This is a genomic window from Winogradskyella luteola (assembly GCF_019203985.1).
Lineage (GTDB): Bacteria > Bacteroidota > Bacteroidia > Flavobacteriales > Flavobacteriaceae > Winogradskyella > Winogradskyella luteola.
Window position 1 is genome coordinate 68,001 of the sequence record NZ_JAGSPD010000010.1, and the last position, 26,546, is coordinate 94,546.

The following is a 26,546-nucleotide window of genomic DNA, read 5'->3' on the forward strand; positions in this document are numbered from 1 at the left end:
AAAATATGATTGATTATGACAGAACAAGACTTCTATAAACTGAGGTTTCCTGTTGGGGAATTTAAAAAACCAGTACATATTACTCAGCAACACCTAGACCAATGGATCAACTCCATTGAAACATTACCGCAACGAATAGTTACAGTTACCAAAAGCCTCAATGAAGAAGAGTTAAATTACAAATACAGACCAAAAGGTTGGACCATTAAACAAGTGATACACCATTGTGCAGACAGCCATATGAACAGTATTATACGATTTAAACTTGCAATTACCGAAGATACCCCAACGATTAGGCCTTATTTTGAAGATCGCTTTGCTAAACTTATAGATTATTTTGAGCCTATTGATGCCCCAATTTCAATACTTAATGGTGTACATAAAAAACTTGCCGTATTGCTAAGAAACTTTTCTAAAGAGGATTTAAAACGGGTTTTTGTGCATCCAGAACATGGAATGAGTTTTACACTTGAAGAAGCTATCGGTATCTATGCTTGGCATAGCAACCATCACTTTGCGCATATAGAGCAAGCCTTACAGTATGGAGGAAAATTTAATTAGTGCCATTCAGGGCCAATTAAGGACTCCCATTTGCTGTTTGTTGTTGTCTTTCTTTTTCTCTTTGTTTCTCTAGATTCTTTCTTATTTTTTCAATTGCTGACTCAATTGATTTATCTGGCTCTATTAAATTATAAGCTCCCCAAAAATTTGGATCAGAGAATCCTGAAATAGCATCTGTTATAATTACTGATGGTCGCAATCTATCTTTGCCACTCATTTTTCTCTCTTGGGTATTAATTTCCCAATCGGTCACAGCCATCTCACTAGACAGTGTATAAACCTTATTGAAAATTTCCCGTTTCTTTTTCACTTTGAATTTTAAATTAAGGTTAGAATAACTGTAATACCATTTGTTGCCTTTAGCCTTATAGTCGACTTTATATTCTGCTACCAATGGGTAGACAACAATACTGCTAGGTTTCTTTTTTACCAACAAATTCTTACTCTTGTTCTTATTGCTTACATCCAAAGCATAATTAGCACTTACCAAAGCCAATGATTGTGAATCAATATAGAGCTTACCATTATAGTTTAGATTTAGCCCGTTATTCTTTGATTTAAAATCTACAACATAGACACTTCTATTATTTACTGTTGAGGGTTCATTAAAAGTAAAGTTGTAACTGCTTATGGTTTCGTCAGTAAAGATGTATTCAGGGTATTTCATAATATCCAAATATATTGTTGAAAATGGCCCACCTTGTAGCTTTACAGATACGGTGTCTAAACGTTTATAATCTGTACTTTTTCTTGCTTTGTTCAACTTTATAGCATCTCGAACCAGAGACTGATTAGGGTATTTTAAAATATTGACCACAGCTTCAGTTAATGATACATTTCTATTACGTCGTTTTATGGTTTCCCTGTAAAATGCCGTCATATAAACCGATTGGTTTTGATGGTTTTTCTCTTTATTCTTAAAAACTTTTTTAACCAAATTTTCTGCGCTCTTAAAGGTAGATATATTAACTGTTGAAAGCTCAGTTACTGCTTCATATAATTCTATAACATTATCACTTTTAGACAATTGAGATAAAGGCAACACCCTTGTATTATACCCCAACAAACTGACTATGACTTTAGAATCTAGGCTTTCATCAGGTACCTTAAGTACAAAATCCCCCTCAGAATTGCTGATAGTGCTAATGTTGCTTTCATTAATACTAAGACTTGCAGCGACTAATGCTTTGTTAGATTTTCCATCAATTACTTTTCCACTATATTCCGTAAGGTTAGTCTGGGCAGCTAGTGAAAAAGGCACTAGCAGTATAGCCATATATAAAATAGAAAAGCACTTTTTAAAGTCTAGAGTTTTCATAATGATATTATTTAGAATTTGGCCTACTACTAAGATACATTAAATAGGGCGAAAATTCTATAAATCAAAATGTTAAACCGTTAACTCTTAAATTTTTAACGTATTTTATGAAGAATTTACATACGTTCTGGCACATCAATACCTAAAACACCAAATGCATTTTTAATGGTTTGTCCAACAGTTTTAGACAAAGCTACTCTAAAGGCTTTTTCATGTTCAGTATCTGCACCAAGAATAGGTACATTTTGGTAAAAAGAATTAAAATCCTTTACCAAATCGTAGGTATAGTTGGCAATCAATGCAGGGCTATGTTGCTCAGCCGCATTTTGAATAACTACAGGAAATTGCTCTAATTGTTTAAGGAGCTGCTTTTCTTTGTCTTGTAATTGCATCTCAAACTGGCTTAGCGTAACACTACTATCTTGATTAGACTTTCGCAGTATAGACTGAATTCTAGCATATGTATATTGAATAAAGGGTCCTGTATTTCCTTGAAAATCTATAGACTCCTTTGGGTCGAACAAAATCCGTTTTTTAGGATCTACTTTTAAAATATAATACTTAAGCGCTCCTAAACCTATAATTTTGTACAGTGATTTCTTTTCTTCTTCAGAATAATCTTCAAGTTTTCCTAATTCCTTAGAAATTTCTTCGGCTGTATCTGCCATTTCCTGAATTAAGTCATCGGCATCAACAACAGTACCTTCCCTGCTTTTCATTTTTCCACTTGGCAAATCTACCATACCATAGCTTAAATGAAATAAGTTTTTCGCCCAATCAAAGCCGAGTTTCTTTAAAATTAAGAACAAAACCTTAAAATGATAATCTTGCTCATTTCCAACCGTATAAACCATACCACCAACATCTGGATAATCTTTAATACGCTGAATTGCCGTACCAATATCTTGCGTCATGTAAACCGCTGTACCATCACTACGCAATACTATTTTTTCATCTAGACCATCTTCGGTTAAATCGCACCAGACCGAGCCATCATTTTTCTTAAAAAAAACTCCAGTTTTCAGACCTTCAGCAATAAATTCCTTACCCAACAAATAGGTTTGGCTTTCGTAATAATTTTTATCAAAATCAACACCAATGGCTTTATAGGTTTCTTCAAACCCATCGTAAACCCAACCGTTCATTGTTTCCCAAAGTGCAACAATATCCTTGTCGCCTGCTTCCCACTTACGGAGCATCTCTTGAGCTTCCAACAAAACTGGTGCATTCTTTTTGGCATCTTCTTCAGACTGGCCTTTTGCAATTAATTCTGAAATTTCTTTTTTATAGGCTTTATCAAATTCTACATAGTAATTACCAACCAACTTATCACCTTTCAACCCAGTAGATTCTGGTGTTTCACCATTTCCAAAACGTTTCCAAGCCAGCATACTTTTACAAATATGAATCCCTCTATCGTTAATGATTTGTGTTTTATAGACATTCTTACCAGAAGCTTTTAAAATCTCAGCAACCGAATACCCTAAAAGCACATTTCTAACATGGCCTAAGTGCAAAGGTTTGTTAGTGTTTGGTGAAGAATACTCTACCATTACCGCTTTATCATCTTTATTTTTAGAAAAGCCGTAATCTTCGCTGTCCTTTATACTGTTGAAAAAATTGATGTAATAAGAATCTGCTATTTCAATATTCAAAAAACCTTTGACTACATTGAAGCTTTTAACCAAGTCTACATTATTCTGCAAATACTCACCAATTTGTTCTCCTATAGCCGCAGGGTTACCTTTTACCACACTTAGCATTGGAAAAACCACAATCGTAATATCACCGGCAAACTCTTTACGGGTCGCTTGGAATTCTACAGATTCTAATTCTGATTGAAACAAGGCTTTTACTGCCGTTTTTACGTGTAATTCTAAGGTGTCTTGAAGCTTCATTATTGTGCTGTTTTGGACTTTTAAAACGTTGGCAAAGATAGCAGTTTTATTGTTTTATTAAGATTATGGACAATCTTAATTCCCTATTTTTATGGACAAAAAATCACATCAATCTAAAAATGGAAAGAAAAGAACATTTACTAAGAGGGATTCCTGTTTTGGCTTCCTTGGACATTAAAAAAACCGTAGAATTCTATAAAACAAAACTCGGCTTTAATCGTCTTGGCTATCTCGATGACAACTATGCGATTATTGCTCGAGATAATTTTGTGGTACACTTCTGGAAATGTAATGACAAAATCCATCCAGAAAACACAAGTTGTTATGTTGACGTTGAGGACGTTGACACGCTATATGAAGAATTAAAAACTTTTGGAGTTATTCACCCCAACGGAAAATTGAGAGATCACGATCATGGTATGCGAGAGTTTGCCATTTTAGATGAAGATGGAAATATGATTAAATTTGGACAAGAAATTTCCAATTGATGGTCTTATGAAGTTTCAAAAAATACCCCTTTTTATATTTTTGTTATTGGCATTGTCTTGCTCTGAAAATGATGACCCCAATGGTGATTCAAACCCCGAAAACAAATTTTACAGAGGTATGGATTTGTCATTTCAAAGTGAATTAGAAAGTTACAATGTAGACTATAAAGATGCCAATGGAAATTCTGTAGAACTTCTCGATTTTGTGGAGTCTAAAGGCACTAATTTAATTAGGCTTAAACTCTGGCACACACCTCAAGACGGCGAAAATAGTCTAGAAGATGTAAAAGCTTATGCGCTTAAAGTGAAATCCAAAAACATGGACTTTTTACTCAACTTCCACTACAGCGACTATTGGGCAGACCCTGGCACTCAAAATCCGCCTGCAGCATGGCAAAACATGACTCTGGACCAAGTAAAATCCGCCATATATGACTATACAAAAAACGTCATTGCCCAACTAAATGCACAAAATACATTGCCAGAGATCATTCAGATTGGTAATGAAACAGATAGTGGTTTCCTTTGGGACTATGGAAAAGTATGGAATGAATTTAGCAATAATTGGGTAAATTATGCCGATTTAGTTTCTGAAGCTATTAGAGCTGTTAGAGCGATTGATACCGAAAACAAAGTGAGCATTATGCTCCACCATTCTAGCGTAGAAAATGCAATATTTTTCTTTAACGAACTACAGGTCTATAATCTAAATTTTGATATTATTGGCTTATCTTATTACCCACAATTTCAGATTAGAGATCTCAACTTGGTAACTTCAAAATTAAATGAACTTGCCAGTACTTTTGACAAGGATATTCTTATGGTTGAAGTGGCTTATCCCTTTACCTTACAATGGAACGACAATCAGACAAATTACATAGGAAGTCTAGACCAAACTTTATCTGAGTTTTCACCAACTCCCCAAGGTCAAAAAGCTTATTTAGAATGGCTAATTACTACCATAAAAAATATTCCGAATAATAAAGGAATCGGTTTTTGTTATTGGGCACCAGATTGGGTAGCTTTTAACGGTAATGAAAGTACCTCTACAAATGGCACATCTTGGGAAAATCAGTGTCTCTTCGATTTTAATCTTAAAGCACTTCCTGCCACGTATGTATTTAATTATAACTAACTGATAAACAATTAATTAAGCATATAGTGCATTTCATCGATAAAAGTGTAGTTTTTCTATTATTTTTGCAGTTAATCGATTTGGTGAATTCTTTATGAATTTTAACCCTCAGTTTATCTAATTTATTGGTATTAAATCCTAATAATTAGCGTATCTGAGTGCTTTATGGCATTTTTGGTAGGCTATTAATCAATGTCCCAAACATTAATGAGGCTTAATTATCAAACATTAACAACGTTGTTATTGTTTTGTGTTAACTTACTTTTGACGTCCCTCTATAAAAGTTTTTCGCACCAAAACATTACCGTTCGTTCAATTTTAATTCGTAGATGAAACAGTTACTGACATTAGCTGTTTGTCTTGCGTCTCTTTTCGTTTTCTCTCAAAATGAAAGGATAGATGACCTTACGGTAAAATTGGCCTATCAGAACCAAGATTCTACCAAGGTGGACATGTCACTAATGCTCATTGAAGAACTATTTGCGATTGAGGATTACAAAAAAGCTTTACTTTATATTAACCAAACGGCAAAACTTTCCGAAACGTTAAGCTACATCAAGGGATTAGCCGAAAGCACTTATTACAGAGCCCTGGTTTACAGCCAGCGTAACGACTACTACAACGCCATTGATAATTATAATAAATCTCGAAAATACTACCTTCAGTTAAGTGACACATTGGGAGTTGCCAAAGTGAGCAACAGTATTGGGCTTATTGAAATAAAGCGTGGAAATTATGCCATTGGACTTAAAAACTCTTTGTCTGCTATCGATATTTTTGAAAAACAAGGTCTCAAGGGCCAACTTAGCTCTGCATACAACAATTTAGCAGAGGCATATTTTAAGACCAATCAAATTGATAAAGCTATTGATTTTAACCATAAAGCATTGGCAGTTAGGACAGAAGTCAACGATAAGGCTGGTATTATAATGTCAACTAAAAATATCGCTAATCTTTATTCACTACGTAAAGAACATCGTAAGGCGATTGAGTACTACGAAAAGGTATTAGACCTCATCAATCCCGAAACTGACCAAGCTGTACGTGGAGAAATACTTCCGAAACTTGGAAGTGAGTATCTAAAGTTTAAAGAGTATGATAAAGCCTCAGAATATTTGGTTGAAGGGTTAAGATACAACAGGAAACAAGGAAATCAAGAAGGTATCCTTAGAGCATTAAATGCTATTGGTAATTTAAACCTTCAAAAACGAAAAGTAAGATTGGCAGAGATTCAACTTAACGAAGCTAAATCTATTGCTCAGAAAACTAATAATAAAGTTGAACTTTTAGAAAATTACAGACTTCATATAGCATTAGATTCTACACGTGGTTACTTTCAGAATGCTTTCTATTGGCAAAATAAGTATTATGATTTAAAAGAAAGACTTTCCAAAACAGATCAACCTGTTTTCCCTACCGAAGTTGTACCGTTGGATTTAAGTGAAAGCAAATCTATAGAAGAAGAACTGGGTAATTTTGAAAACAAAGACAAAACCACTAAAAAATCATGGTTAAACAACCCTTTGATTACATACTGCGCATTAGCGGCATTGGCTGTTCTATTAACACTTTTACTATTTAATTTCTTGAAAAATAAAAAGTATAAGGATACCATTACTTCACAAAAGGAACAATTAGAACATGAGCAAGTTAGAAATGAAGCCATACTTGAGCAAACACATCATCTTGAAGAAGTAAACCAAGTTAAAGATAAGCTTTTCTCAATAGTTTCGCACGATTTAAAAGATTCTATTTCGTCCATCAAGGCCTTTTTAGATTTATTGAAGGAAGACAGTATCTCAAAAGAAGAGTTTAGGGAATTAATACCAGAATTGAGTGAAAATGCCAATAACGCATCATCACTCTTGTTCAATTTACTGAATTGGTCCAAATCGCAAATGCAAAACTTAGAACCTAAACCAGAGTTGTTCAACATTCAAGAGGTATTCCACACCAAAATGGCATTGGTAGAACAAAAAGTTGAAGATAAGCGTATTGTCCTCATTGATGAATCTCAACGCGATTTTGTCTATGCAGACAAAAGTATGATGGAGATTGTAATTCAGAATTTAATTACAAACGCTGTTAAGTTTAGTAGAACTGGCGATGTCATTACAGTGTCTAACCAAGATGTTGATGGTAAATCGTTAATCTGTGTAGAAGATACTGGGGTAGGTATCTCAAGAGAAAATATTGACAAACTCTTTAATGCCAACAAAAACTTTACAACTGTAGGTACCAAAAATGAAAAAGGTACTGGTTTGGGATTAACCATTGCGAAAGATTTAGTAGAACTTAACAATGGACGTATATGGGTAGAAAGTATTCAAAACGTTGGTAGTAAATTCTTTATTGAATTACCTAAATCCGCTCCACAAGCTTAGTTTATTTTCTATATATTTAGAGCTATAAAATTGTAGACTTATGAAACACTTATTCTATTTTTTGATTATTACAATCTCATTTTACAGCTGTAAAAATGAAACCACATCAAAAGACATTAAAGAAGATAAAGAACTCAAGGAATTATTTTCATTAATGCAAGGCTCTTTTAATTCTGAAGTGCAATCGCAAGTTGATTCGTCTTACTACAATATATCATTGCACATGTATCCTATTTGGGAAGAGAAAGGTAATTTTCTGTATGTAGAACAAGCCTTAAATCGTATGCAAGATAGACCGTATCGTCAACGTATTTATGAAGTCACAAGAATATCGGACAGCACATTTAGTTCGGCCGTTTACAAATTAGATGTCGATTCACTGTGGATTGGTAAATGGAAAACACCCAAAGCATTTGATTCTATTTCGTTAAGAGATATAGCACTTAAGGAAGGCTGCGAAGTTATTCTAAAACGTATAGCACCGAAACATTTTGTGGGAGAAACAGGTGATAACACTTGTGTAAGTACCATGCGCGGGGCATCATTTGCGAGAAGTGAGGTTGAAATTCTGGAAGATAAAATTATGTCTTGGGACCGTGGTTTTGATGCGGAAGGCAACTATGTTTGGGGAGCCGAAAAAGGGGCTTACATTTTTAATAAACTGGATTAGTAAGTAATAAAAGTTAAAGTAGTAAGTAGGCGTTTCTTTTCACTTAAAATACTACGCTAGAAGACTAAGCCCAAGGTAAAAACACTTCAGCCATCATACAACGTGCACTTCCACCACCGCAAGTTTCTATAGTATCTAAAGAACTCGAAAGGATTTGACAATGTTTTTCTATGCGATTGATTTGATCTTTGGTTAGACTATTGTGAGCCGCTTCGCTCATCACTAAATAACGCTGATTATTTTTGCCACGTAATTGTAGCATATTACCTGCAAATTGGTGCATCTGCGCTTCGGTAATAGAAATAATTTCTTTTCCGTCTTGCTTTAAATGTTTTACAACATTTTTACGCTCCTTTTTATCATCAATACTATCTAAACAAATCACGGCAAAATTCTCTGCCAAGCACATCATAACATTAGTATGGTAAATCGCCAGACGCTTTCCGTCTACGGTTTGATTTGCAGTAAAAATTACCGGAGTATATTCAAAATCTTCACAAAACTCTATAAACAAATCCTCATCAGCTCTTGGAGATAAAGCACAATATGCTTTTCTATTTACGCGATCCATTAAAATACTTCCCGTACCTTCTAAAAAGATGCCCTCATGCTCCGCAGAAGTGTAATCGATAATATTTTCAATCTTAAAACCCTCACTTTCTAGCCTAATAAACACTTCATCCCTGCGCTCTCGCCTTCTATTCTCAGCAAACATCGGATACTTAGCCACATCACCATTGCTATGAAAACTCACCCAGTTATTCGGAAAAATAGAATCTGGAGTATCCATTAATTTATCATCTTGTTCCACAATAACATTAATACCCACAGCTCTCAACTTTTCAACAAAAGCATCAAATTCTTCTTGTGCTTTTGCATTTATTTCAGCATTCTTAATCTCTAAATCTTCCTGAAAATAATTATTGACAGCCGTTTGCTCATTCATCCTAAAACTTACGGGACGAATCATTAAAATAGTATCTGTGGTTTGTTGCATTTTTAAAATTTTGAAAAGTGACACAAAATTAGTCTTTTTTCTAATTTGAAAATTATGTTCACAAAAGTTTTTATAGCTTAAAATATGTAAGTTTGATGTATAATCTATTTCAATATGAAAAAACTGATATTACTGGTCGTAATTTTCACCTCTTGTTCAGAAAATTCCAAACAAAAAAGCATTGATAAATCCAATATAGACTTTACAACTGTTTTTGAAAAGAGTAAAGGATTAGAAACGGCAACCTACGAAGAAACCATTCAATATTATTTAAATTTAGCTGATAGTTATAATGAAATTTCTATTCGGGAAATTGGAGAGACGGATTCTGGCAAACCACTACATATAGTAACTTTAAATATAAATGGTCCTGGCAGTGATTTTGAAAGTTTAAGAGCCAACCATAGAATAATACTCATAAACAATGGCATTCACCCAGGTGAGTCTGATGGGATAGATGCTACGATGATGCTTTATAGAGATATTGTACAAGGAAAAATTGAAGCTCCAAAAAGTACAATTTTAGTTACCATCCCTATTTACAATATTGGCGGAAGCCTAAATAGAAATTCTGGCACACGCACCAACCAAAATGGACCAAAATCATATGGTTTTAGAGGCAATGCACGCAATTACGATTTAAACCGTGATTTTATAAAATCAGATACCAAAAATGCCAAAACCTTTGCACAAATATTCCATCTCGTACAACCCGATGTTTTTATAGACAATCATGTTAGCAACGGTGCTGATTATCAATATACCTTAACCCATTTGTTTACCCAACATAATAAAATGGGAGGTGTTTTGGGAGATTATATTCATAATCAAATGATGCCACAACTAGAGCAAAAGCTCGAAGCTAAATCTTGGGATATCACACCTTATGTCAATGTATTTAATCGTACTCCAGATTCTGGTTTTTCACAATTTATGGATTTGCCACGTTATTCTACTGGCTATACTACATTATTTAATACGTTGGGTATTATGGTAGAAACACACATGTTAAAACCTTACAAACAACGTGTAGAAGGCACTTACGAACTTATGAAAAGTATGCTGGAAATTACCGAAGAGCAAGGAGCAAGAATTTCGGAATTAAGACAAACACAAGAAAAAACTTGGTCAGCTGGTAATACCTATCCATTGACTTGGACTGTTGATACTACCAAATTTTCGATTTTAAAGTTTAGAGGTTATGAAGGAAAAATGATTTCGAGTGAATTAACAGGTGCACAACGCTTAAAGTATAACAGGTCGAAACCGTTTATCAAAGATGTAGCATATCAAAATTATTTTAAGCCAAGTGATTTGGTTACCATTCCAAAAGCTTATGTCATTCCACAAGGATGGCATAATGTAATTGAGCTATTAAAGTTAAATAATGTAAAGCTCACTCAAATTGAAAAAGACACAACCCTTACTGTAGAGTCCTATAAAATTGATGATTACAAAACCAGAACTTCTGCTTATGAAGGTCACTATGTACATTACAATACTAAAGTAAAAACTACTGAAGAAAAACTAAGGTTTAGAGCAGGTGATTATATTGTAAACACGAACCAAAAAGCGATGCGTTATTTACTGGAAACATTAGAACCGAGCGCTCCAGATTCATTCTTTAACTGGAATTTCTTTGATACCATTCTACAGCAAAAAGAGGGGTTTTCGCCTTATGTGTGGGAAGATAAAGCAGAACTACTTTTAAAAGCCCATCCCAAACTACAAATTGAGTATAATGTTAAAGTAAGCTACGACGAAGATTTTGCCAATAACTGGTTTGCTCAACTCGATTGGATACATAAAAAAAGTGAACATTATGAAAAAGCTCATTTACAATACCCTATTTATCGATTAAATAAGTAGTATTGGAAAATACAAAAATTATTACTTGGTAATAATCATGGCTGACCTTGACAACTCATACTAAGGCTTTAATAACACCTCGTTTTTCTATAATTATAAATTTAGTGTTGACAAGATTTATCAAAATGACTAAACCAAAATCTTAATATTAGCATAACTATTCTCCAAGGCTTTCTGAGATGCTTTTTCATCTAGCCATTCTACCTTAGTAATGCCTTCACTTGTTTCGGGATAAAGTTTGCCTTCAAAATTGGTATGCATTTCAAACCAATACGTAATTTTTATTTTGTGCTTACCATTACGCTTAAAAATGTGATAGGTCGTTGGTAATGGTTTTGTAATTTTCAACCCTTTTACACCAGTCTCCTCTTCCACTTCCCTGATCGCCGTTTCTTCAATAGATTCCCTTCGTTCTGTTTTACCTTTTGGCAGATCCCATTTATCATTTCTATAAATAAAGAGCACTTCTCCATTACTATTGTATGCTTTTCCCCCACCTGCGACAACATTTGGCAGCAATTTAAGAAAGTGTTTTAAAAGCTTATCGGGATTATTATGAATTAAATGCACGGCCTCTAAATCTGTATTATTAAGTGTTTTTATCACCTTCCCAATATTAACTGATTTAAGGAGATAGGATTTAAAATTCGTTTCCTTTTCAATTTTAGCTGTTAAAATAATAGGTTTATCTCCTACATAAATGGTATACATGGATATAGTCAGTTAACTTTACTATTGTAAAAGTATTATTTTTTAATAGAACCGTTAAGAATTGAAAATTAAATTGAGATTAAATTTTAAAGCTTTTAAAATTCATTAATTTTGCAACATGATTTTTAATAAAGAAACCGCAAAAAAAACCGCAGAAGTTTTACTGCAAATCAACGCCATAAAACTACAGCCAGATACGCCTTTTACATGGGCTTCTGGTTGGAAATCCCCTATATACTGCGACAATAGAATTGTCTTATCCTACCCTCTAATTAGAAATTATATTAGAGAAACCATGGCGAGACATATTGAGGATTATTATGGCAAACCAGATGTAATTGCTGGCGTTGCTACGGGAGCCATTGGCATTGGAGCTTTAGTCGCCGATTACTTAAACCTTCCTTTTATTTATGTAAGGCCAGAAGCAAAAAAGCATGGACGTAAAAATCAAGTTGAAGGGCATATCGAAAAAGGACAAAATGTTGTCGTTATTGAAGATTTAATAAGCACAGGGAAAAGTAGCCTTAATGCCGTTGCAGCTCTTAAAGAAGCTGAAATTAACGTCAAGGGTATGGTTGCTATTTTCTCTTATGGTTTTGATGTGGCAAATAAGAATTTTGAAGATGCCAATATGGAATTGCATACGCTTGGCAATTATGAAAACCTGTTAGAACAAGCACTAGACACCAATTATATTACAAAGCAACAACAAGACATTTTAGCACAATGGAATGCCAATCCTAGCGAATGGAACGCTAATTGATATATTATTGTTGAATTGTTTAGTTGCAAAGTCAATTTATAAACATCTACTTATAGTAAGACTTCAATTAAACTATTTTACAAAAACAACTTAATACTTAAAGCATGAATTTAGAATCACCAAAGGTAACTTTAGATAAATCAACAGAAGAGACATTCAACTTTCTATCAGATGTCAAAAACTTTGAAAGTCTAATGCCAGAAAACATTAGCAAATTTGAGGTCTTAGAAGAAGATAAATTTCTTTTCGCTCTTAAAGGTATGCCAGAAATTATCTTAAAGAAAAAAGAAGCTATACCTAACAACAAAATAGTTTTAGGTGCAGCTGGCGGAAAATTAGATTTTTCGCTTGTTGCTGACATAACAGAAGTTGCAACTGATAAAAGTGAGGTGCAATTGACTTTTAATGGTGAATTCAATGCCATGATGGCTATGATGATAAAAGGACCTATCAGCAAATTTATTGAAACATTGGCTACCAATATGAAAACTACTGTTTAATACAGTAGCGTCGCTTCCTTTAAATCAAAGATCTTTATAATTTCATCTTCGGTCCAAACTTTGAGTTTACCAGTTTCGGTAACACCCTGTATAATACCTAGAAGAATTTCATTATTAGACATTTTAAACGTTGAAGGTTTATCTCTTCTAAAGAGACTTGCTTCATATTCAGTTTTTAATACATCAAATTTTTGATTTTCCAATAATTTGAAATAAACTTGAAGTTGCTTCAAAATTTTAGATAATACCTCGTCTTTATCAAATACAATTCCTGTTAATAAACTCATGGAAGATGCTTTTGGCAAAGCATCAAAAAATTTCTGGTTCACGTTAAGCCCAAAACCAATAATCGAGCCCTGAAATTTGTTGTTTTTGATGACATTTTCAATTAAAACTCCACATATTTTTTTCTCTGCTGACAAAATGTCGTTAGGCCATTTTATACGTAATTTAGGTATACGAAACCCTTCTAATGCTTTGCAAACTGCCAACGAAACTACCATACTAATATAGAATTGGTTTTCGACCTTAAAATTATAAAAGTGTTTAAACACGCTAGCTGTTAGGTTTTTACCAACCTCTGTTTGCCATTGAGTACCCATTTGTCCGCGTCCCTTAGTCTGTTGCTCAGCTACAACAACCGTATAGTCTTTAGGCAAATTAATCGATGCCATACCTTTTAAGTAGGTATTGGTAGAGTCAATGGCATCAAGTTTGATTATATACATTTAAAGGCAATTTTATTTTATAGTTTTCTTATGACAATTACAGCTTACAAGAACTAAAAAAATAATAACTTTGCATAAAATTAATTCAAATTAATGACGAAAGAAAAAACCAACGCAGACCAACTCATTACAACAATTATAGGAGGTATAGAAGAGGTTAAAGGAAAAGAAATTACAATTTTAGATTTAAGAGATATTGAAAATACGGTTTGCGATTATTTTATTATTTGTGAAGGTACTTCTAATACACAAGTAAACGCTATCGTCAATTCCATACACAAACAGGTTAGTAAAACCCTAAAAGATAAGCCATGGCATATTGAAGGCACAGATAATGCTGAGTGGGTTTTATTGGATTACGTAAATGTTGTGGTGCATGTGTTTCAGAAGCATATACGAGAATACTATGATATTGAAAGTCTTTGGGGAGACGCAAAAACCACACAAATAGAAACAAGTTACTAAAATAAAGATTACCGTATTCGCGGCAACAAGATGGCAAAAGACAATAAAAATTTAAACAAAAAACCTAAAATGAATCCGTACTGGATATACGGAATCATCATAGCGGTTTTTCTATCCATTCAATTATTTTCTGGTGGTTTTGGAGACTCTTCGGGAAGCAAAACGACACCTACAGAATTTTTTAGCTATTTAAGAAATGGAGACGTAGATAAAGTAGAGATAATCAACAGTCGTGTTGCAAGGGTGTATTTAACCAAAGAAGCACAAGAGTTAGAAGTTCATAAAAAATCAAAGCCTAAGACTTTTCTTCCTTCGGTTACACCTATACCAAATTACAAATTTGAATTTGGTGATTTAAAATTATTTCAAGAAGAAATCGATAAGATTAAAACCGAAAACAATCTCGATGTTCCAATAGCTTTTGATACCGAGCAAAATGTCTGGGGAGATCTACTGTTAACATTACTACCTTTTATTTTAATTATTGGGGTTTGGATATTTATTATGAGACGTATGTCTTCTGGAGGCGGAGGCGGTGCTGGTGGACAGATTTTTAACATCGGGAAATCTAAGGCTAAACTTTTTGACGAAAAATCGGATACCAAAACCTCATTTAAAGATGTAGCAGGTTTAGAAGGTGCTAAAGAAGAAGTGCAAGAGATTGTAGATTTCTTGAAGTTTCCTGAAAAATACACTTCGCTAGGAGGCAAAATTCCCAAGGGTGCACTCCTTGTTGGCCCTCCAGGAACTGGTAAAACTTTACTGGCAAAAGCCGTTGCAGGTGAAGCTAAGGTGCCTTTTTTCTCACTGTCTGGTTCAGATTTTGTTGAGATGTTTGTAGGTGTAGGTGCATCTCGTGTAAGAGATTTGTTTAAGCAGGCTAAAGAAAAATCGCCTTCAATAATTTTTATTGATGAGATTGATGCCATTGGTAGAGCAAGAGGGAAGAATAATTTTTCTGGCTCTAATGACGAGCGTGAAAATACCTTGAATCAATTATTGACCGAAATGGATGGTTTTGGCAGTAACACTAATGTCATTGTATTGGCTGCAACCAACAGAGCTGACGTTTTAGATAGTGCTTTGATGCGTGCTGGTCGTTTTGACAGACAGATTTATGTAGACCTACCCGATGTGAGGGAACGTAAGGAAATTTTTGAGGTACATTTACGTCCGCTTAAAAAAGAGGAAACATTAGATATCGATTTTCTTGCTAAACAAACACCTGGATTCTCTGGTGCCGATATTGCTAACGTATGTAACGAAGCGGCTCTTATTGCAGCAAGAAAAGGTAAAAAAGCGGTAAATAAACAAGATTTCTTAGATGCCGTCGATAGAATTATCGGTGGATTAGAAAAGAAAAACAAAATCATTACACCAGAAGAAAAACGTGCTGTTGCTTTTCATGAGGCTGGTCATGCTACTGTAAGTTGGATGTTAGAACATGCCGCCCCATTAGTAAAAGTCACTATAGTTCCTAGAGGTCGTTCTCTCGGTGCCGCTTGGTATTTGCCAGAAGAACGTCTTATTGTTAGGCCAGAACAAATGCTAGATGAAATGTGTGCTGCTTTAGGTGGCAGAGCTGCTGAGAAAGTGATTTTTGATAAAATCTCAACAGGTGCTTTAAGTGATTTAGAAAAAGTAACCAAGCAAGCCAGAGCAATGGTAACCATTTATGGTCTTAGTGATAAAGTTGGTAATTTAACTTATTATGATTCTTCGGGGCAATCAGAATATGGCTTTACTAAACCTTACAGTGAACAAACTGCTGAGCTAATAGACAAAGAGATTTCAGATATTATAGAAGAGCAATATGAACGTGCTGTAAAACTTTTAGAAGCTAATAAAGATAAGCTTACGGAACTTGCGGAAGTGTTGTTAGACAAAGAAGTTATATTTAAAGATAATCTTGAAAAAATCTTTGGAAAACGTGCTTTTGGCAAAGAGGAAAAACTTGCCGAAGAGGAAGAATAACACTACATACAATCATATAAAAAACTTAAATTGACTAAATGTTAATTTAAGTTTTTTTATATTTGAGAAATGCACTAATTACAAGATTAACAGCAACAATTGAATGAGCTTATTTCGTAAACTCTTCGGGAAAAAATCTGATCAGTCCGAAGAACAAATACCAAATCAAGAGCGTGGCAAATATATGCCGGAAGTTAAGTTGCCTGCCGACGAACGTTTTACCATAAATTTCAAAGCTAATGGTGGAAAATTCTTGTATTGTGAAAACATGGAAGAAGTCAAGGACAGCTTCAATTCCATATTAGATGAAAACCAATGGCATAACGATAAGGTTTTTATGATAGACGAGCGTTTATCTTCCTTGTTTAAAGACTTCAACCTTAACAGTACAAAAAAAATATCTGAAAGCTCATATTTTCTATCTACTTGTGAATATCTAATTTCTGATGATGGTTCATTATTAATTTCTTCTAATCAAATTGCTGAAAAAAAATTAAAAGAGCTTCCAGATCATTTTATAATCTATGCAACCACAAGTCAATTTGTTGAAAATATTGGGGAAGGTTTAAAAGGTATTAAGTCTAAAAGTAAAACCAGTATTCCTACTAACATTACTACAATAAAGCATTTTAAAACTGCAGAAGACAAGGACTTTCTAACATACGGAAGTAGTGCTAAAAACTTATATTTGCTTCTACTAGAAGATTTATAATGAAGGAATTATCTATAAGAGCCATATCTGGTGCTGTATATGTTCTGTTACTTATAGGTTCGCTTTACTTTCAAATCGGGCTTGTAATTACTCTTATACTTTTTGGTATTATTAGCTTAATGGAATATAGTAAATTAATTAAGCTAAAAGGGTTTTCGCAATACATCATCTTTGTAATTCTTTATGGCCTCTTTTGGTATATATGCCTTTATAACACTCATCCTTTTGATAGTAATGAAGCCATTAATATCTTATTGGTTCTCACTATTTTTGTGAATCTCATCCTAATAAAAGATTTATTTACATTTAAAAAAATACCACTTTTTGAAACTAAACGCTATATAACTACCACGTTCTACCTCAGTAGTGGTTTTGTGTTTATGTTATTGATTGCAAACTTTCAAAACATATTTACTCCACTTTTGCTTTTGGGAGCTTTCATTTTAGTTTGGGTTAATGATAGTGCAGCCTATTTGATTGGCAAAAATTTTGGAAAGCAAAAATTGTTTCCAAGTATTTCACCAAAAAAAACAGTTGAAGGTTTTTTAGGTGGTTTGTTTTTTGCTTGCGTTGCCAGTTATTTTATTGCCATATATTCAGAAATGCTCAATTCTACCAATTGGTTAATCATGGCAATCATTGTTAGTGTTTTGGGCACTTTCGGCGATTTAATTGAATCGAAGTTTAAGCGTCAAGCTGGTGTAAAAGATAGTGGTGTGATAATGCCTGGGCATGGTGGACTTTTAGATCGCTTAGATAGCATTATCTTTGCAGCACCATTTATATATTTATTTTTAAGAATTGTAAATTATGTTTCATAAAGAAGGTCATAAAATCATATTTATAACGCTGGTAATTGTTGTTGGTTCGTTTTTCTTAATCGATGAGTTTGTTACCAATGAATGGTTACGCAAAGGATTAATGATTAGCGTTCTTATCTTATTTATTCTTATTCTTCAATTTTTTAGAAACCCAAAACGCCATACACATGCTGACGAAAAGCATGCTTTATCACCCGTGGATGGTAAAGTTGTAGTGATTGAAGAAGTTATGGAGAATGAAGTTTTTAAAGACAAACGTATTCAAGTATCCATATTTATGTCACCTATCAATGTTCATGTTACAAGATACCCAATAAGTGGAACCATAAGTTACAGTAAATATCACCCTGGTAAATATTTAGTGGCTTGGCATCCTAAAGCCAGTGAAGAAAACGAACGTACGACCGTTGTAGTTAAAAATGAAAGTTTCGGAAAAGTGCTCTACAGGCAAATAGCTGGTGCATTGGCAAAACGGATAGTCAATTATGCAACTTTAAATTCTAAGGCTACACAAGGTGCGGATTCTGGTTTTATTAAATTTGGCTCGCGTGTAGATTTATTTTTACCTTTAGATGCAGAGATAAAAGTAGAACTTAACCAAAAAGTTCGAGGTGGCGAGAGTATCATTGCCGAAATGAAATGACACCAGAAGAATTACATATAGAATTTGAAGAAGCTGTTGAGCGTGTAAATGCCCATGCTGAACCTTTTCCTGCAGATTTTTTATTGCGTTTGTACGCTTATTACAAAAAGGCCACCAATGATTATGGCAGGCCAAGTAGCCGTAAGCAGATTATAAATGCTTTTAAAACCAATGCCCTTTTTCAAGTGCAAGATATTAGCGAGGATGAAGCTAAACAGGAATATATAGATCTGGTAAAAAATTACTTTTTGTATCGCAAATAGCTAATCCCTAACCAATGGCATTGTAGAACAGCGTAACAAACCTTCCTGTTTTGCAATTTCGGCATAAGGAACTTCTTCAACAGTAAAACCATTATCTCTAAGCCACGCATTTAATCTCGTAAAGTTTTTTTCGGAAATTATTACATCCTCAGAAATTGAAAATATGTTGCTATTCATATCATACATTTCATCCTTAGTAATTTCAAAGACGTTCTCCTTTCCAAAAAAATCTATCAACCAGTTATATTCATTTTCCACTAAAAACCCGTTTTTATGAATTATGGCTTTATCTTTTCCTATAGGCTGAAAACAACAGTCTAGATGTAATGCATTGTCTTTCGGGTCAGTGTTCGATTTTCTGAGTTCAAAAGACTTTACTATTTTATTTGGAAATAACTCTTGAATGGCAATAACAGCATCCATATTAGTACGCGCCGTAATATAATCTGGGTAATCATCACCTGAATAAGTGCCAATAAAAATATAATCATTCCAAGGCATTACATCTCCACCTTCAACATGGCATTCCTCAGGTAAAATAATTCTATTGTCCTTATCTACATTTTTCCAGACATACTCGGTAGCCTCAACTTCTCGCTTTCGGTCTGGTAGAATATTGGCAATTATAATTTTATCCTCTATTACAAAAGAGATGTCTCTTGCAAAAATTTGATTGTAATCTTGTATAACTTCAGGTCTATATACTGTAACATCGTATCTCTTTAATACAGCTGCAACAGCTTCCATTTCCTTAACCATATCGGCTTCTTTGGGATAAGTCCCAGCCAATACATGCTGACGGCTTTTTGGATCGTAACAATCTTCTACTTTGGGAGTAGGCCCATTACTTTCTGCAGTTCCTAAGATAACTGCTCTAAGACGGGACGTTTCGTTTTGTATGTTTAATTTCATGTTAGGGAGAATACAAAAAAGCTTCATAAAAATTATGAAGCTCTAATTGATTATAGTTTTTTACTAGCGCTTTTCTATGGGTTTAAAAGCTCTATGGGTTTCGCCGACATATAGTTGTCTTGGTCTACCTATTGGCTCTTTTCGCATACGCATTTCTCTCCATTGGGCAATCCATCCCGGTAAACGCCCTAAAGCAAACATTACCGTAAACATTTCTACAGGTATTCCCATCGCTCTGTATATAATACCTGAGTAAAAATCTACATTTGGATATAGTTTTCTATCTACAAAGTATTGATCTTCTAAAGCTTCTTTTTCTAAGCCCTTAGCAATGTCCAAAATTGGATCTTCTATACCTAAATCTCCCAATACCTCATCAGCCGCTACTTTTATAATTCTAGCTCTTGGGTCGAAGTTTTTGTATACACGATGACCAAAGCCCATTAAACGGAAAGGGTCATTCTTATCTTTAGCTTTTGCCATATATTTTTTGGTGTCTCCCCCATCTTCTTTTATGGCTTCGAGCATTTCTAAAACAGCTTGATTAGCTCCACCATGTAAAGGCCCCCAAAGTGCTGATATACCAGAAGCGAGAGACACAAATAAGCCTGCGTGTGACGATCCGGTGATTCTAACTGTAGATGTAGAACAATTTTGCTCATGGTCCGCATGTAATATCAACAACTTATCTAAAGCGTTTACCAAAATAGGATTTTGAACATATTCGCTATTAGGTTTTTTAAACATCATTTTTAAGACATTTTCAACATAGCCCAAGTTATCATCACCATATTCTAATGGTAGACCGTGTTTTTTACGCATCGTCCAAGATACCAATACTGGAAACTTACCCAGAATTCTAACAATGGCATTATACATCGCCTCCTCTGAATTAACATCTACAGAAGTTGGATAGAAAGCTGTTAATGCACTTGTCAAAGATGACAGCACTCCCATAGGATGTGCTGACTTAGGGAAAGCATCTAAAATCTTTTTTATATCGTCATCTACAACAGATTTTTCTTTAATGTCCGCATGAAACTTATCCAGTTGTTCTTGCGTTGGTAATTCACCAAAAATCAACAGATAAGCTACTTCTAAAAAGTCTGCTTTTTCAGCTAACTCTTCTATAGAATAACCTCTATACCTCAGAATACCTTTTTCACCATCCAAAAATGTTATGGCACTTTCACAGCTTCCTGTATTTTTATAACCAGGATCTATGGTAATAACACCTTTTGTGGCGCCTCTTAAGGTTTTAATATCTATAGCGACTTCATTTTCTGAACCAATTTTTACGGGAAATTCAAACTTGTCGCCATTAATTTCTAAGGTAGCTTTATCTGACATGTTAATTTATATATGTTTGTGAATTTAAAGGATTGTAAATTTACGAAATATCAAACGATTTCGGAAGTCAATTTATAACGCTTTTAACAATTTCGGTATTATTAAAATAAATAGTGAAAACTATAATTTCAATACCTCAAACTATTGATAATATATCGCACCATAGCAATTAAAAAATATGGTATAATCACTAATTTTGTTCTACTTATAATTAGCTATGATTTATATTAGAATTTTTATTTTTCTTGTCTCATTTTCTTGTTTTTCGCAAGTTGTTAATATTGAAACTTTACGAAAACCTAATGATTCTGTAAAATGGACTGGTTCGGTGAGTCTAGATGTGTCACTGATTAAAAATACCAATGATATTTTTAGAATTGCCAATAAAGCTCATATACAGTATAACACTACTATCAATTTTTGGTTATTTGTCAATGATTTAAACCTTCAGAAAATTGAGGAAAATTCCTTGGTAAATCGAGGTACACAGCACCTGAGATACAATAGAAGAATCTCAGATAAAGTGAAATGGGAAGCTTTTGTACAAGGACAATATGATGCTATTTCTGAAATTGGCTTTAGAGGTTTAATTGGCACCGGACCTCGATTTAAATTATCTAAAAATGATAATTATAGGTTTTACCTAGGTACTTTAATTATGTATGAATACGAAAAGGCATCTAGTGCCATTCCCGACCGAATACAGCAAGATGTTAGAGGAAGTGCTTATTTATCATTTAGCTTATACCCAACTGAAACCATTAGCATTATCAGTACAAGTTACTATCAGCCAAGAATTGATGCCTTTAATGATTTTCGTTTTTCTAGCAATACCTCAATGCTTTTTAAAATCCTTGAAGATTTAGCTTTTAAGGTTAATTTTAATTTTTTCCATGATGCTTTTCCTGTAAGTTCAGCTGTACCAGAGACTCAATTTGAACTCACTAATGGCCTACTCTACACTTTTTAGAAAAAGAAAAACCTATTCAAGCGAATGAATAGGTTCTTTAAGTCTATTTTAGAAACAATTACTTTACCTTAAACGCATTTTCTTGAGGAAAATAAGCTACATCACCCAATTCTTCTTCTATACGCAATAACTGGTTGTATTTTGCCATACGATCACTACGTGATGCTGAACCTGTTTTAATTTGCCCTGTGTTGAGTGCTACCGCTAAATCTGCGATGGTATTATCTTCTGTTTCCCCAGAACGGTGAGACATTACTGAGGTGTACCCAGCATTATGTGCCATATTCACTGCGGAAATAGTTTCAGTTAATGTACCTATTTGATTGACTTTAATTAAAATAGAATTCGCAATACCTTCAGAAATTCCTCTTCCTAAACGCTCTACATTAGTCACAAATAAATCATCACCGACCAACTGTACTTTATCCCCAATTTTTTCGGTTAATAACTTCCAACCGTCCCAGTCATTTTCATCCATACCATCCTCAATAGAAATTATAGGATATTTTGAAGCCAGTTCTGCCAAGTATTTTGCTTGTTCTGCTGATGTTCTAACGACACCCGAATCTCCTTCAAATTTTGTGTAATCATATTTTCCGTCTACATAGAACTCTGCTGCTGCACAGTCTAGTGCAATTTTAACATCGCTACCAAAAGTATATCCTGCTTTTTCAACAGCCAACTTAATAGAATCTAAGGCATCTTCTGTTCCGCCTTCTAAATTGGGTGCAAAACCACCTTCATCACCTACGGCTGTACTTAAACCTCTGTCGTGCAATACTTTTTTTAGGTTGTGGAATATTTCAGTTCCCATTTGCATGGCATGGGTAAAGTTTTTTGCTTTTACGGGCATTACCATAAATTCTTGAAATGCAATCGGCGCATCACTATGCGAACCACCATTTATAATATTCATCATTGGTAATGGCAACGTATTGGCAGAAACGCCACCAACATATCTGTATAATGGCATGCCCAATTCATTTGCTGCTGCTTTTGCAACTGCCAAAGACACACCTAAAATGGCATTAGCACCTAACTTTGATTTGTTTGGCGTACCATCTAAATCTATCATTAACTGATCTATGGCATTTTGTTCAAAAACAGAAACTCCCAATAATTCTTGAGCAATTACTGCATTGACGTTTTCCACAGCTTTTAAAACTCCTTTTCCCATGTAGTCATCTCCACCATCTCTTAACTCTACAGCTTCGTGCTCACCAGTTGATGCGCCAGAAGGTACTGCAGCTCTTCCCATAATACCACTTTCGGTAACAACATCTACCTCTACCGTAGGGTTTCCTCTTGAATCTAAAATTTGTCTTGCGTGTACATTAATTATAATGCTCATTGTTATTGTGTTTAATGTTGATTAAGATCAAAATTACGAAAATCTAAAGCTAAAAACAGAACATAAATCATATTTGCGATTAATATTTACTATAATGTTTTCGTAACCTAAAAAACGCAACAAAATTTAAGTTTTGTTGCGTTTTTTGTATTTAATTGTTTTTGATGTTCTCTATAAACTGATCAAATAAATAGACCGAATCATTGGGTCCAGGACTCGCTTCTGGATGGTATTGTACCGAGAAGCAGTTTTTATCTTTAATCTTTATGCCAGCTACAGTATCGTCATTGAGATGTACGTGTGTAATTTCTACATTTGTATTTGCTTCGGTTTCTTCTCTGTTAATAGCAAAACCATGGTTTTGAGACGTAATTTCACCTTTACCGGTTATCAAGTTTTTCACGGGATGGTTGATACCTCTGTGACCGTTGTGCATTTTATAAGTTGATATGCCATTAGCCAAAGCTATAACTTGATGCCCAAGGCAAATTCCAAATAAAGGTTTATTTCTTGAAATAATTTCCTTAGCCACAGCTTGTGCTTCAACCAAAGGCTCAGGATCACCAGGACCATTGGACAAGAAATACCCATCTGGATTAAAGGCTTCTAAATCTTCAAATTTTGAATTGTACGGAAACACCTTAATGTATGCATCTCTTTTAGCTAGGTTTCTAAGGATGTTCTTTTTAATGCCTATGTCTAAAGCCGCTATTTTATACCTTGCATTTTCATTACCGAAATAATACGGTTCTTTAGTTGATACTTGAGAGGCCAACTCTAAACCTTTCATATCTGGTTGTTCTGCTAACTGCTGCTTTAAACCTTCAATATTATCAACTTCTGTTGATATTACGGCATTCATGGCACCGTGATCTCTAATATAACTTACCAATGCTCTCGTATCGACATCCGCAATAGCCAAGGTGTTATGTTTTTCAAAGAATTCTTCTAACGATGCATCACCTGCAGGTCTGGAATATTCAAAACTGAAATTTTTACAAATCAATCCAGCAATTTTAACGGTATCGGATTCCATTTCATCTTCTTTGGTACCATAATTACCTATATGAGCATTGGTTGTCACCATTAACTGCCCATAATAAGAAGGGTCTGTAAAAATCTCTTGATAGCCTGTTGTACCAGTATTAAAACATACTTCGCCAAAAGCAGTGCCTTCTTTACCTATTGACTTACCATGAAAGATTGTACCGTCTGCTAATAAAATAAGTGCCTTTTTTCTTTGTTTGTATTTCATTTCTTTTGCGGTGTATTATATAATTGTGAGATTTCTCTTGGTTCGTTCCTCACTCACTTCGACCTTGCTCAGTACAGGCTGTTGAAATGACATTGAAGTTTAAACTTTGCAAAAATCCAAAAAAAAAGGATAAACTTAAAAAGTCTATCCTCTATATTTATTAATCGTTATTAACATCCGATTATTCTTCTTCGTTAGTAGCTTTAGTTTCTACTGGTGCAACAGCAGCAGTACTATTCTTACCACCTCTTCTACTTCTACGAGTTTTCTTCTCTGGCTTGCCGGCTTTATAGATCTCGTTGTAATCTACTAGCTCTATCATTGCCATATCAGCGTTATCACCTAATCGGTTTCCTAACTTAATGATACGTGTGTATCCACCTGGACGATCCGCAACTTTAGCAGCAACATCTCTAAACAATTCAGCGACAACTTCTTTTTGTCTTAACCTAGACATTACAATTCTTCTATTGTGTGTAGTGTCTTCTTTAGACTTTGTAATTAAAGGTTCAACAAATTGCTTAAGCGCTTTTGCTTTTGCAGTAGTTGTATTAATACGCTTGTGTTCGATTAAAGAACATGCCATATTAGCCAACATTGCTTTTCTGTGAGCTGATTTTCTGCTTAAGTGATTGAATTTTTTTCCGTGTCTCATGACTCTCGTTTTATCATCTTGCTACCAAACTCTTCTATCTGAGGAGCAAAATATGATTAATAATAATTGTTTTTATAGGATGAGATTACTGCTTTCGCAGGAATGACAAACTATTTAGTCTTTATCTAATTTATATTTACTTAAGTCCATTCCGAAGTTAAGACCCTTAACGTTTACTAATTCTTCTAGCTCAGTTAAAGACTTCTTACCGAAGTTTCTGAATTTCATTAAATCATTTTTGTTGAATGATACTAAATCACCTAAAGTATCTACTTCTGCAGCTTTTAAACAGTTAAGTGCACGCACAGAAAGATCCATATCAACTAATTTAGTTTTCAATAGTTGTCTCATGTGAAGTGATTCTTCATCATAAGTTTCGGTCTGTGCAATTTCATCAGCCTCTAAAGTGATACGCTCATCAGAGAATAACATAAAGTGGTGAATCAATATTTTAGCTGCTTCTGTTAAAGCATCTTTAGGATGGATAGATCCATCAGTTTGAATTTCGAAAACTAATTTCTCGTAATCTGTTTTTTGCTCAACACGGAAGTTTTCGATACTATATTTTACATTCTTTATCGGAGTGTAAATAGAATCCGTAAAAATAGTTCCGATTGGTGCAGAAGCTTTTTTGTTTTCTTCAGCAGGAACATATCCTCTACCTTTCTCGATAGTTAATTCCATATTGATGTTTACTTTAGGATCTAAGTTACAGATTACCAAATCCGTATTTAACACTTGGAATCCTGAAATAAACTTCTGAAAATCACCAGCTGTGATTTGATCTTGTCCTGAAATTGAAATTGTAACGGTTTCGTTATCAACTTCGTCAATCTGACGCTTAAAGTTAACTTGCTTTAAGTTTAAAATCATTTCAGTAACATCTTCAACTACACCAGAAATTGTAGAAAATTCGTGATCAACACCTTCTATTCTAACTGAAGTGATTGCGAAACCTTCCAATGAAGATAATAACACACGTCGTAACGCATTACCTACTGTTAATCCGTAACCTGGTTCTAGTGGTCTGAATTCGAACTTACCTTCGAAATCAGTAGAATCAATCATGATTACTTTGTCGGGTTTCTGAAAATTTAATATTGCCATTTTTTCTTCGTTTTAATTGTTATTTAGTTGCGCGGTATAAAGGTTT

The 26,546-nt window shown here is 34.2% G+C and carries 26 protein-coding genes; 15 read left to right on the forward strand and 11 right to left on the reverse strand.

The window, feature by feature from the left end; translation table 11 throughout:
• Window positions 1–15 precede the first annotated feature (15 nt).
• Window positions 16–561: a YfiT family bacillithiol transferase gene (locus KCG49_RS12505; protein WP_218546946.1), complete on the forward strand. Its 546-nt coding sequence runs from the start codon at window positions 16–18 to the stop codon at window positions 559–561.
• Window positions 562–577: 16 nt separating this feature from the next.
• Here KCG49_RS12505 and KCG49_RS12510 read toward each other — a convergent pair whose 3' ends face one another.
• Both KCG49_RS12510 and argS read right to left on the reverse strand, forming a co-directional pair.
• Window positions 578–1,879 (reverse strand): carboxypeptidase-like regulatory domain-containing protein, encoded by a 1,302-nt coding sequence (locus KCG49_RS12510; RefSeq protein ID WP_218546947.1) that lies wholly within the window; start codon window positions 1,877–1,879, stop codon window positions 578–580.
• 116 nt (window positions 1,880–1,995) lie between these two features.
• Window positions 1,996–3,777, reverse strand: coding sequence for an arginine--tRNA ligase (gene argS / locus KCG49_RS12515; RefSeq protein ID WP_218546948.1), 1,782 nt, complete (start codon window positions 3,775–3,777; stop codon window positions 1,996–1,998).
• A 119-nt stretch (window positions 3,778–3,896) separates the two neighbouring features.
• On the opposite strand from argS, the gene KCG49_RS12520 reads away from it, so the two are divergent.
• The 4 genes from KCG49_RS12520 (at window position 3,897) to KCG49_RS12535 (ending at window position 8,454) form a co-directional block, all read left to right on the forward strand.
• Complete coding sequence (locus tag KCG49_RS12520) at window positions 3,897–4,265, forward strand: bleomycin resistance protein (RefSeq protein ID WP_218546949.1); 369 nt, start codon at window positions 3,897–3,899, stop codon at window positions 4,263–4,265.
• Window positions 4,266–4,272: 7 nt separating this feature from the next.
• A complete protein-coding gene (locus tag KCG49_RS12525) occupies window positions 4,273–5,400 on the forward strand; it encodes a glycoside hydrolase family 53 protein (RefSeq protein ID WP_218546950.1) in 1,128 nt (375 codons plus the stop codon).
• Window positions 5,401–5,729: 329 nt separating this feature from the next.
• Window positions 5,730–7,784, forward strand: a complete 2,055-nt coding sequence (locus tag KCG49_RS12530; RefSeq protein WP_218546952.1) for a tetratricopeptide repeat-containing sensor histidine kinase — start codon at window positions 5,730–5,732, stop codon at window positions 7,782–7,784.
• A gap of 40 nt (window positions 7,785–7,824) precedes the next feature.
• Window positions 7,825–8,454 carry a chromophore lyase CpcT/CpeT gene (locus KCG49_RS12535; protein ID WP_218546953.1) on the forward strand — a complete coding sequence of 210 codons (630 nt, stop codon included), beginning with the start codon at window positions 7,825–7,827 and terminating at the stop codon, window positions 8,452–8,454.
• A gap of 64 nt (window positions 8,455–8,518) precedes the next feature.
• On the opposite strand, the gene ctlX is transcribed toward KCG49_RS12535, so the two are convergent.
• Complete coding sequence (gene ctlX, locus KCG49_RS12540) at window positions 8,519–9,451, reverse strand: citrulline utilization hydrolase CtlX (protein WP_218546955.1); 933 nt, start codon at window positions 9,449–9,451, stop codon at window positions 8,519–8,521.
• 114 nt (window positions 9,452–9,565) lie between these two features.
• Here ctlX and KCG49_RS12545 point away from each other — a divergent pair, with 114 nt between their 5' ends.
• Window positions 9,566–11,320 (forward strand): M14 family metallopeptidase, encoded by a 1,755-nt coding sequence (locus KCG49_RS12545; RefSeq protein WP_218546956.1) that lies wholly within the window; start codon window positions 9,566–9,568, stop codon window positions 11,318–11,320.
• Window positions 11,321–11,449: 129 nt separating this feature from the next.
• On the opposite strand, the gene KCG49_RS12550 is transcribed toward KCG49_RS12545, so the two are convergent.
• Window positions 11,450–12,031: an NUDIX hydrolase gene (locus KCG49_RS12550; protein WP_218546958.1), complete on the reverse strand. Its 582-nt coding sequence runs from the start codon at window positions 12,029–12,031 to the stop codon at window positions 11,450–11,452.
• A 118-nt stretch (window positions 12,032–12,149) separates the two neighbouring features.
• Here KCG49_RS12550 and pyrE point away from each other — a divergent pair, with 118 nt between their 5' ends.
• A complete protein-coding gene (gene pyrE, locus KCG49_RS12555; protein WP_218546959.1) occupies window positions 12,150–12,794 on the forward strand; it encodes an orotate phosphoribosyltransferase in 645 nt (214 codons plus the stop codon).
• Window positions 12,795–12,898: 104 nt separating this feature from the next.
• The gene (locus KCG49_RS12560; protein WP_218546961.1) at window positions 12,899–13,294 is read left to right on the forward strand and encodes an SRPBCC family protein; all 396 of its coding nucleotides are present in this window, start codon (window positions 12,899–12,901) and stop codon (window positions 13,292–13,294) included.
• On the opposite strand, the gene KCG49_RS12565 is transcribed toward KCG49_RS12560, so the two are convergent.
• Window positions 13,291–14,022 (reverse strand): biotin--[acetyl-CoA-carboxylase] ligase, encoded by a 732-nt coding sequence (locus tag KCG49_RS12565; protein ID WP_218546964.1) that lies wholly within the window; start codon window positions 14,020–14,022, stop codon window positions 13,291–13,293. The genes KCG49_RS12560 and KCG49_RS12565 overlap by 4 nt on opposite strands.
• 93 nt (window positions 14,023–14,115) lie before the next feature.
• Here KCG49_RS12565 and rsfS point away from each other — a divergent pair, with 93 nt between their 5' ends.
• From rsfS to KCG49_RS12595, 6 genes are all read left to right on the forward strand, one after another.
• The gene (rsfS, locus tag KCG49_RS12570; protein WP_218546966.1) at window positions 14,116–14,487 is read left to right on the forward strand and encodes a ribosome silencing factor; all 372 of its coding nucleotides are present in this window, start codon (window positions 14,116–14,118) and stop codon (window positions 14,485–14,487) included.
• A gap of 30 nt (window positions 14,488–14,517) precedes the next feature.
• A complete protein-coding gene (gene ftsH / locus KCG49_RS12575; protein ID WP_218546967.1) occupies window positions 14,518–16,461 on the forward strand; it encodes an ATP-dependent zinc metalloprotease FtsH in 1,944 nt (647 codons plus the stop codon).
• Window positions 16,462–16,564: 103 nt separating this feature from the next.
• The gene (locus KCG49_RS12580; RefSeq protein ID WP_218546968.1) at window positions 16,565–17,173 is read left to right on the forward strand and encodes an LUD domain-containing protein; all 609 of its coding nucleotides are present in this window, start codon (window positions 16,565–16,567) and stop codon (window positions 17,171–17,173) included.
• Complete coding sequence (locus tag KCG49_RS12585; protein ID WP_218546969.1) at window positions 17,173–17,994, forward strand: phosphatidate cytidylyltransferase; 822 nt, start codon at window positions 17,173–17,175, stop codon at window positions 17,992–17,994. Before KCG49_RS12580 ends, KCG49_RS12585 begins: the two co-directional genes overlap by 1 nt.
• The gene (locus KCG49_RS12590; protein WP_218546970.1) at window positions 17,984–18,637 is read left to right on the forward strand and encodes a phosphatidylserine decarboxylase family protein; all 654 of its coding nucleotides are present in this window, start codon (window positions 17,984–17,986) and stop codon (window positions 18,635–18,637) included. The genes KCG49_RS12585 and KCG49_RS12590 overlap by 11 nt, the downstream gene beginning before the upstream one ends.
• Entirely contained in the window at window positions 18,634–18,900 is a 267-nt protein-coding gene (locus KCG49_RS12595; protein ID WP_218546971.1) for an acyl-CoA-binding protein, read from the forward strand. The genes KCG49_RS12590 and KCG49_RS12595 overlap by 4 nt, the downstream gene beginning before the upstream one ends.
• On the opposite strand, the gene KCG49_RS12600 is transcribed toward KCG49_RS12595, so the two are convergent.
• Window positions 18,901–19,812: a dimethylarginine dimethylaminohydrolase family protein gene (locus tag KCG49_RS12600; protein WP_256259998.1), complete on the reverse strand. Its 912-nt coding sequence runs from the start codon at window positions 19,810–19,812 to the stop codon at window positions 18,901–18,903.
• Window positions 19,813–19,875: 63 nt separating this feature from the next.
• Window positions 19,876–21,162, reverse strand: coding sequence for a citrate synthase (locus tag KCG49_RS12605; RefSeq protein WP_218546979.1), 1,287 nt, complete (start codon window positions 21,160–21,162; stop codon window positions 19,876–19,878).
• A gap of 217 nt (window positions 21,163–21,379) precedes the next feature.
• Between KCG49_RS12605 and KCG49_RS12610 the strand changes: the two genes are divergently transcribed.
• Entirely contained in the window at window positions 21,380–22,132 is a 753-nt protein-coding gene (locus KCG49_RS12610; RefSeq protein WP_218546981.1) for a DUF481 domain-containing protein, read from the forward strand.
• A gap of 58 nt (window positions 22,133–22,190) precedes the next feature.
• On the opposite strand, the gene eno is transcribed toward KCG49_RS12610, so the two are convergent.
• The 4 genes from eno to KCG49_RS12630 form a co-directional block, all read right to left on the reverse strand.
• Window positions 22,191–23,483 carry a phosphopyruvate hydratase gene (eno, locus tag KCG49_RS12615; protein WP_218546982.1) on the reverse strand — a complete coding sequence of 431 codons (1,293 nt, stop codon included), beginning with the start codon at window positions 23,481–23,483 and terminating at the stop codon, window positions 22,191–22,193.
• Between the two features lie 151 nt (window positions 23,484–23,634).
• Window positions 23,635–24,738 carry a glutamine-hydrolyzing carbamoyl-phosphate synthase small subunit gene (gene carA, locus KCG49_RS12620; protein WP_218546983.1) on the reverse strand — a complete coding sequence of 368 codons (1,104 nt, stop codon included), beginning with the start codon at window positions 24,736–24,738 and terminating at the stop codon, window positions 23,635–23,637.
• Window positions 24,739–24,919: 181 nt separating this feature from the next.
• Complete coding sequence (gene rplQ / locus KCG49_RS12625; protein WP_218546984.1) at window positions 24,920–25,393, reverse strand: 50S ribosomal protein L17; 474 nt, start codon at window positions 25,391–25,393, stop codon at window positions 24,920–24,922.
• Window positions 25,394–25,507: 114 nt separating this feature from the next.
• Window positions 25,508–26,500, reverse strand: a complete 993-nt coding sequence (locus KCG49_RS12630; protein WP_218546985.1) for a DNA-directed RNA polymerase subunit alpha — start codon at window positions 26,498–26,500, stop codon at window positions 25,508–25,510.
• Window positions 26,501–26,546: the final 46 nt, after the last annotated feature.

What these genes read in the sequence shown, in the direction of transcription:
- KCG49_RS12505 (WP_218546946.1), top strand. Translation starts at nt 16, where the DNA reads ATGACAGAACAAGACTTCTATAAACTGAGGTTTCCTGTTGGGGAATTT.
- KCG49_RS12600 (WP_256259998.1), bottom strand. Translation starts at nt 19,812, where the DNA reads ATGAAATTAAACATACAAAACGAAACGTCCCGTCTTAGAGCAGTTATC.
- KCG49_RS12520 (WP_218546949.1), top strand. Translation starts at nt 3,897, where the DNA reads ATGGAAAGAAAAGAACATTTACTAAGAGGGATTCCTGTTTTGGCTTCC.
- KCG49_RS12550 (WP_218546958.1), bottom strand. Translation starts at nt 12,031, where the DNA reads ATGTATACCATTTATGTAGGAGATAAACCTATTATTTTAACAGCTAAA.
- KCG49_RS12565 (WP_218546964.1), bottom strand. Translation starts at nt 14,022, where the DNA reads ATGTATATAATCAAACTTGATGCCATTGACTCTACCAATACCTACTTA.
- KCG49_RS12590 (WP_218546970.1), top strand. Translation starts at nt 17,984, where the DNA reads ATGTTTCATAAAGAAGGTCATAAAATCATATTTATAACGCTGGTAATT.
- KCG49_RS12580 (WP_218546968.1), top strand. Translation starts at nt 16,565, where the DNA reads ATGAGCTTATTTCGTAAACTCTTCGGGAAAAAATCTGATCAGTCCGAA.
- KCG49_RS12585 (WP_218546969.1), top strand. Translation starts at nt 17,173, where the DNA reads ATGAAGGAATTATCTATAAGAGCCATATCTGGTGCTGTATATGTTCTG.
- KCG49_RS12605 (WP_218546979.1), bottom strand. Translation starts at nt 21,162, where the DNA reads ATGTCAGATAAAGCTACCTTAGAAATTAATGGCGACAAGTTTGAATTT.
- KCG49_RS12510 (WP_218546947.1), bottom strand. Translation starts at nt 1,879, where the DNA reads ATGAAAACTCTAGACTTTAAAAAGTGCTTTTCTATTTTATATATGGCT.
- KCG49_RS12630 (WP_218546985.1), bottom strand. Translation starts at nt 26,500, where the DNA reads ATGGCAATATTAAATTTTCAGAAACCCGACAAAGTAATCATGATTGAT.
- rsfS (WP_218546966.1), top strand. Translation starts at nt 14,116, where the DNA reads ATGACGAAAGAAAAAACCAACGCAGACCAACTCATTACAACAATTATA.
- KCG49_RS12535 (WP_218546953.1), top strand. Translation starts at nt 7,825, where the DNA reads ATGAAACACTTATTCTATTTTTTGATTATTACAATCTCATTTTACAGC.
- KCG49_RS12610 (WP_218546981.1), top strand. Translation starts at nt 21,380, where the DNA reads ATGATTTATATTAGAATTTTTATTTTTCTTGTCTCATTTTCTTGTTTT.
- KCG49_RS12530 (WP_218546952.1), top strand. Translation starts at nt 5,730, where the DNA reads ATGAAACAGTTACTGACATTAGCTGTTTGTCTTGCGTCTCTTTTCGTT.
- eno (WP_218546982.1), bottom strand. Translation starts at nt 23,483, where the DNA reads ATGAGCATTATAATTAATGTACACGCAAGACAAATTTTAGATTCAAGA.
- argS (WP_218546948.1), bottom strand. Translation starts at nt 3,777, where the DNA reads ATGAAGCTTCAAGACACCTTAGAATTACACGTAAAAACGGCAGTAAAA.
- ctlX (WP_218546955.1), bottom strand. Translation starts at nt 9,451, where the DNA reads ATGCAACAAACCACAGATACTATTTTAATGATTCGTCCCGTAAGTTTT.
- carA (WP_218546983.1), bottom strand. Translation starts at nt 24,738, where the DNA reads ATGAAATACAAACAAAGAAAAAAGGCACTTATTTTATTAGCAGACGGT.
- pyrE (WP_218546959.1), top strand. Translation starts at nt 12,150, where the DNA reads ATGATTTTTAATAAAGAAACCGCAAAAAAAACCGCAGAAGTTTTACTG.
- KCG49_RS12560 (WP_218546961.1), top strand. Translation starts at nt 12,899, where the DNA reads ATGAATTTAGAATCACCAAAGGTAACTTTAGATAAATCAACAGAAGAG.
- KCG49_RS12545 (WP_218546956.1), top strand. Translation starts at nt 9,566, where the DNA reads ATGAAAAAACTGATATTACTGGTCGTAATTTTCACCTCTTGTTCAGAA.
- KCG49_RS12525 (WP_218546950.1), top strand. Translation starts at nt 4,273, where the DNA reads ATGAAGTTTCAAAAAATACCCCTTTTTATATTTTTGTTATTGGCATTG.
- rplQ (WP_218546984.1), bottom strand. Translation starts at nt 25,393, where the DNA reads ATGAGACACGGAAAAAAATTCAATCACTTAAGCAGAAAATCAGCTCAC.
- ftsH (WP_218546967.1), top strand. Translation starts at nt 14,518, where the DNA reads ATGGCAAAAGACAATAAAAATTTAAACAAAAAACCTAAAATGAATCCG.
- KCG49_RS12595 (WP_218546971.1), top strand. Translation starts at nt 18,634, where the DNA reads ATGACACCAGAAGAATTACATATAGAATTTGAAGAAGCTGTTGAGCGT.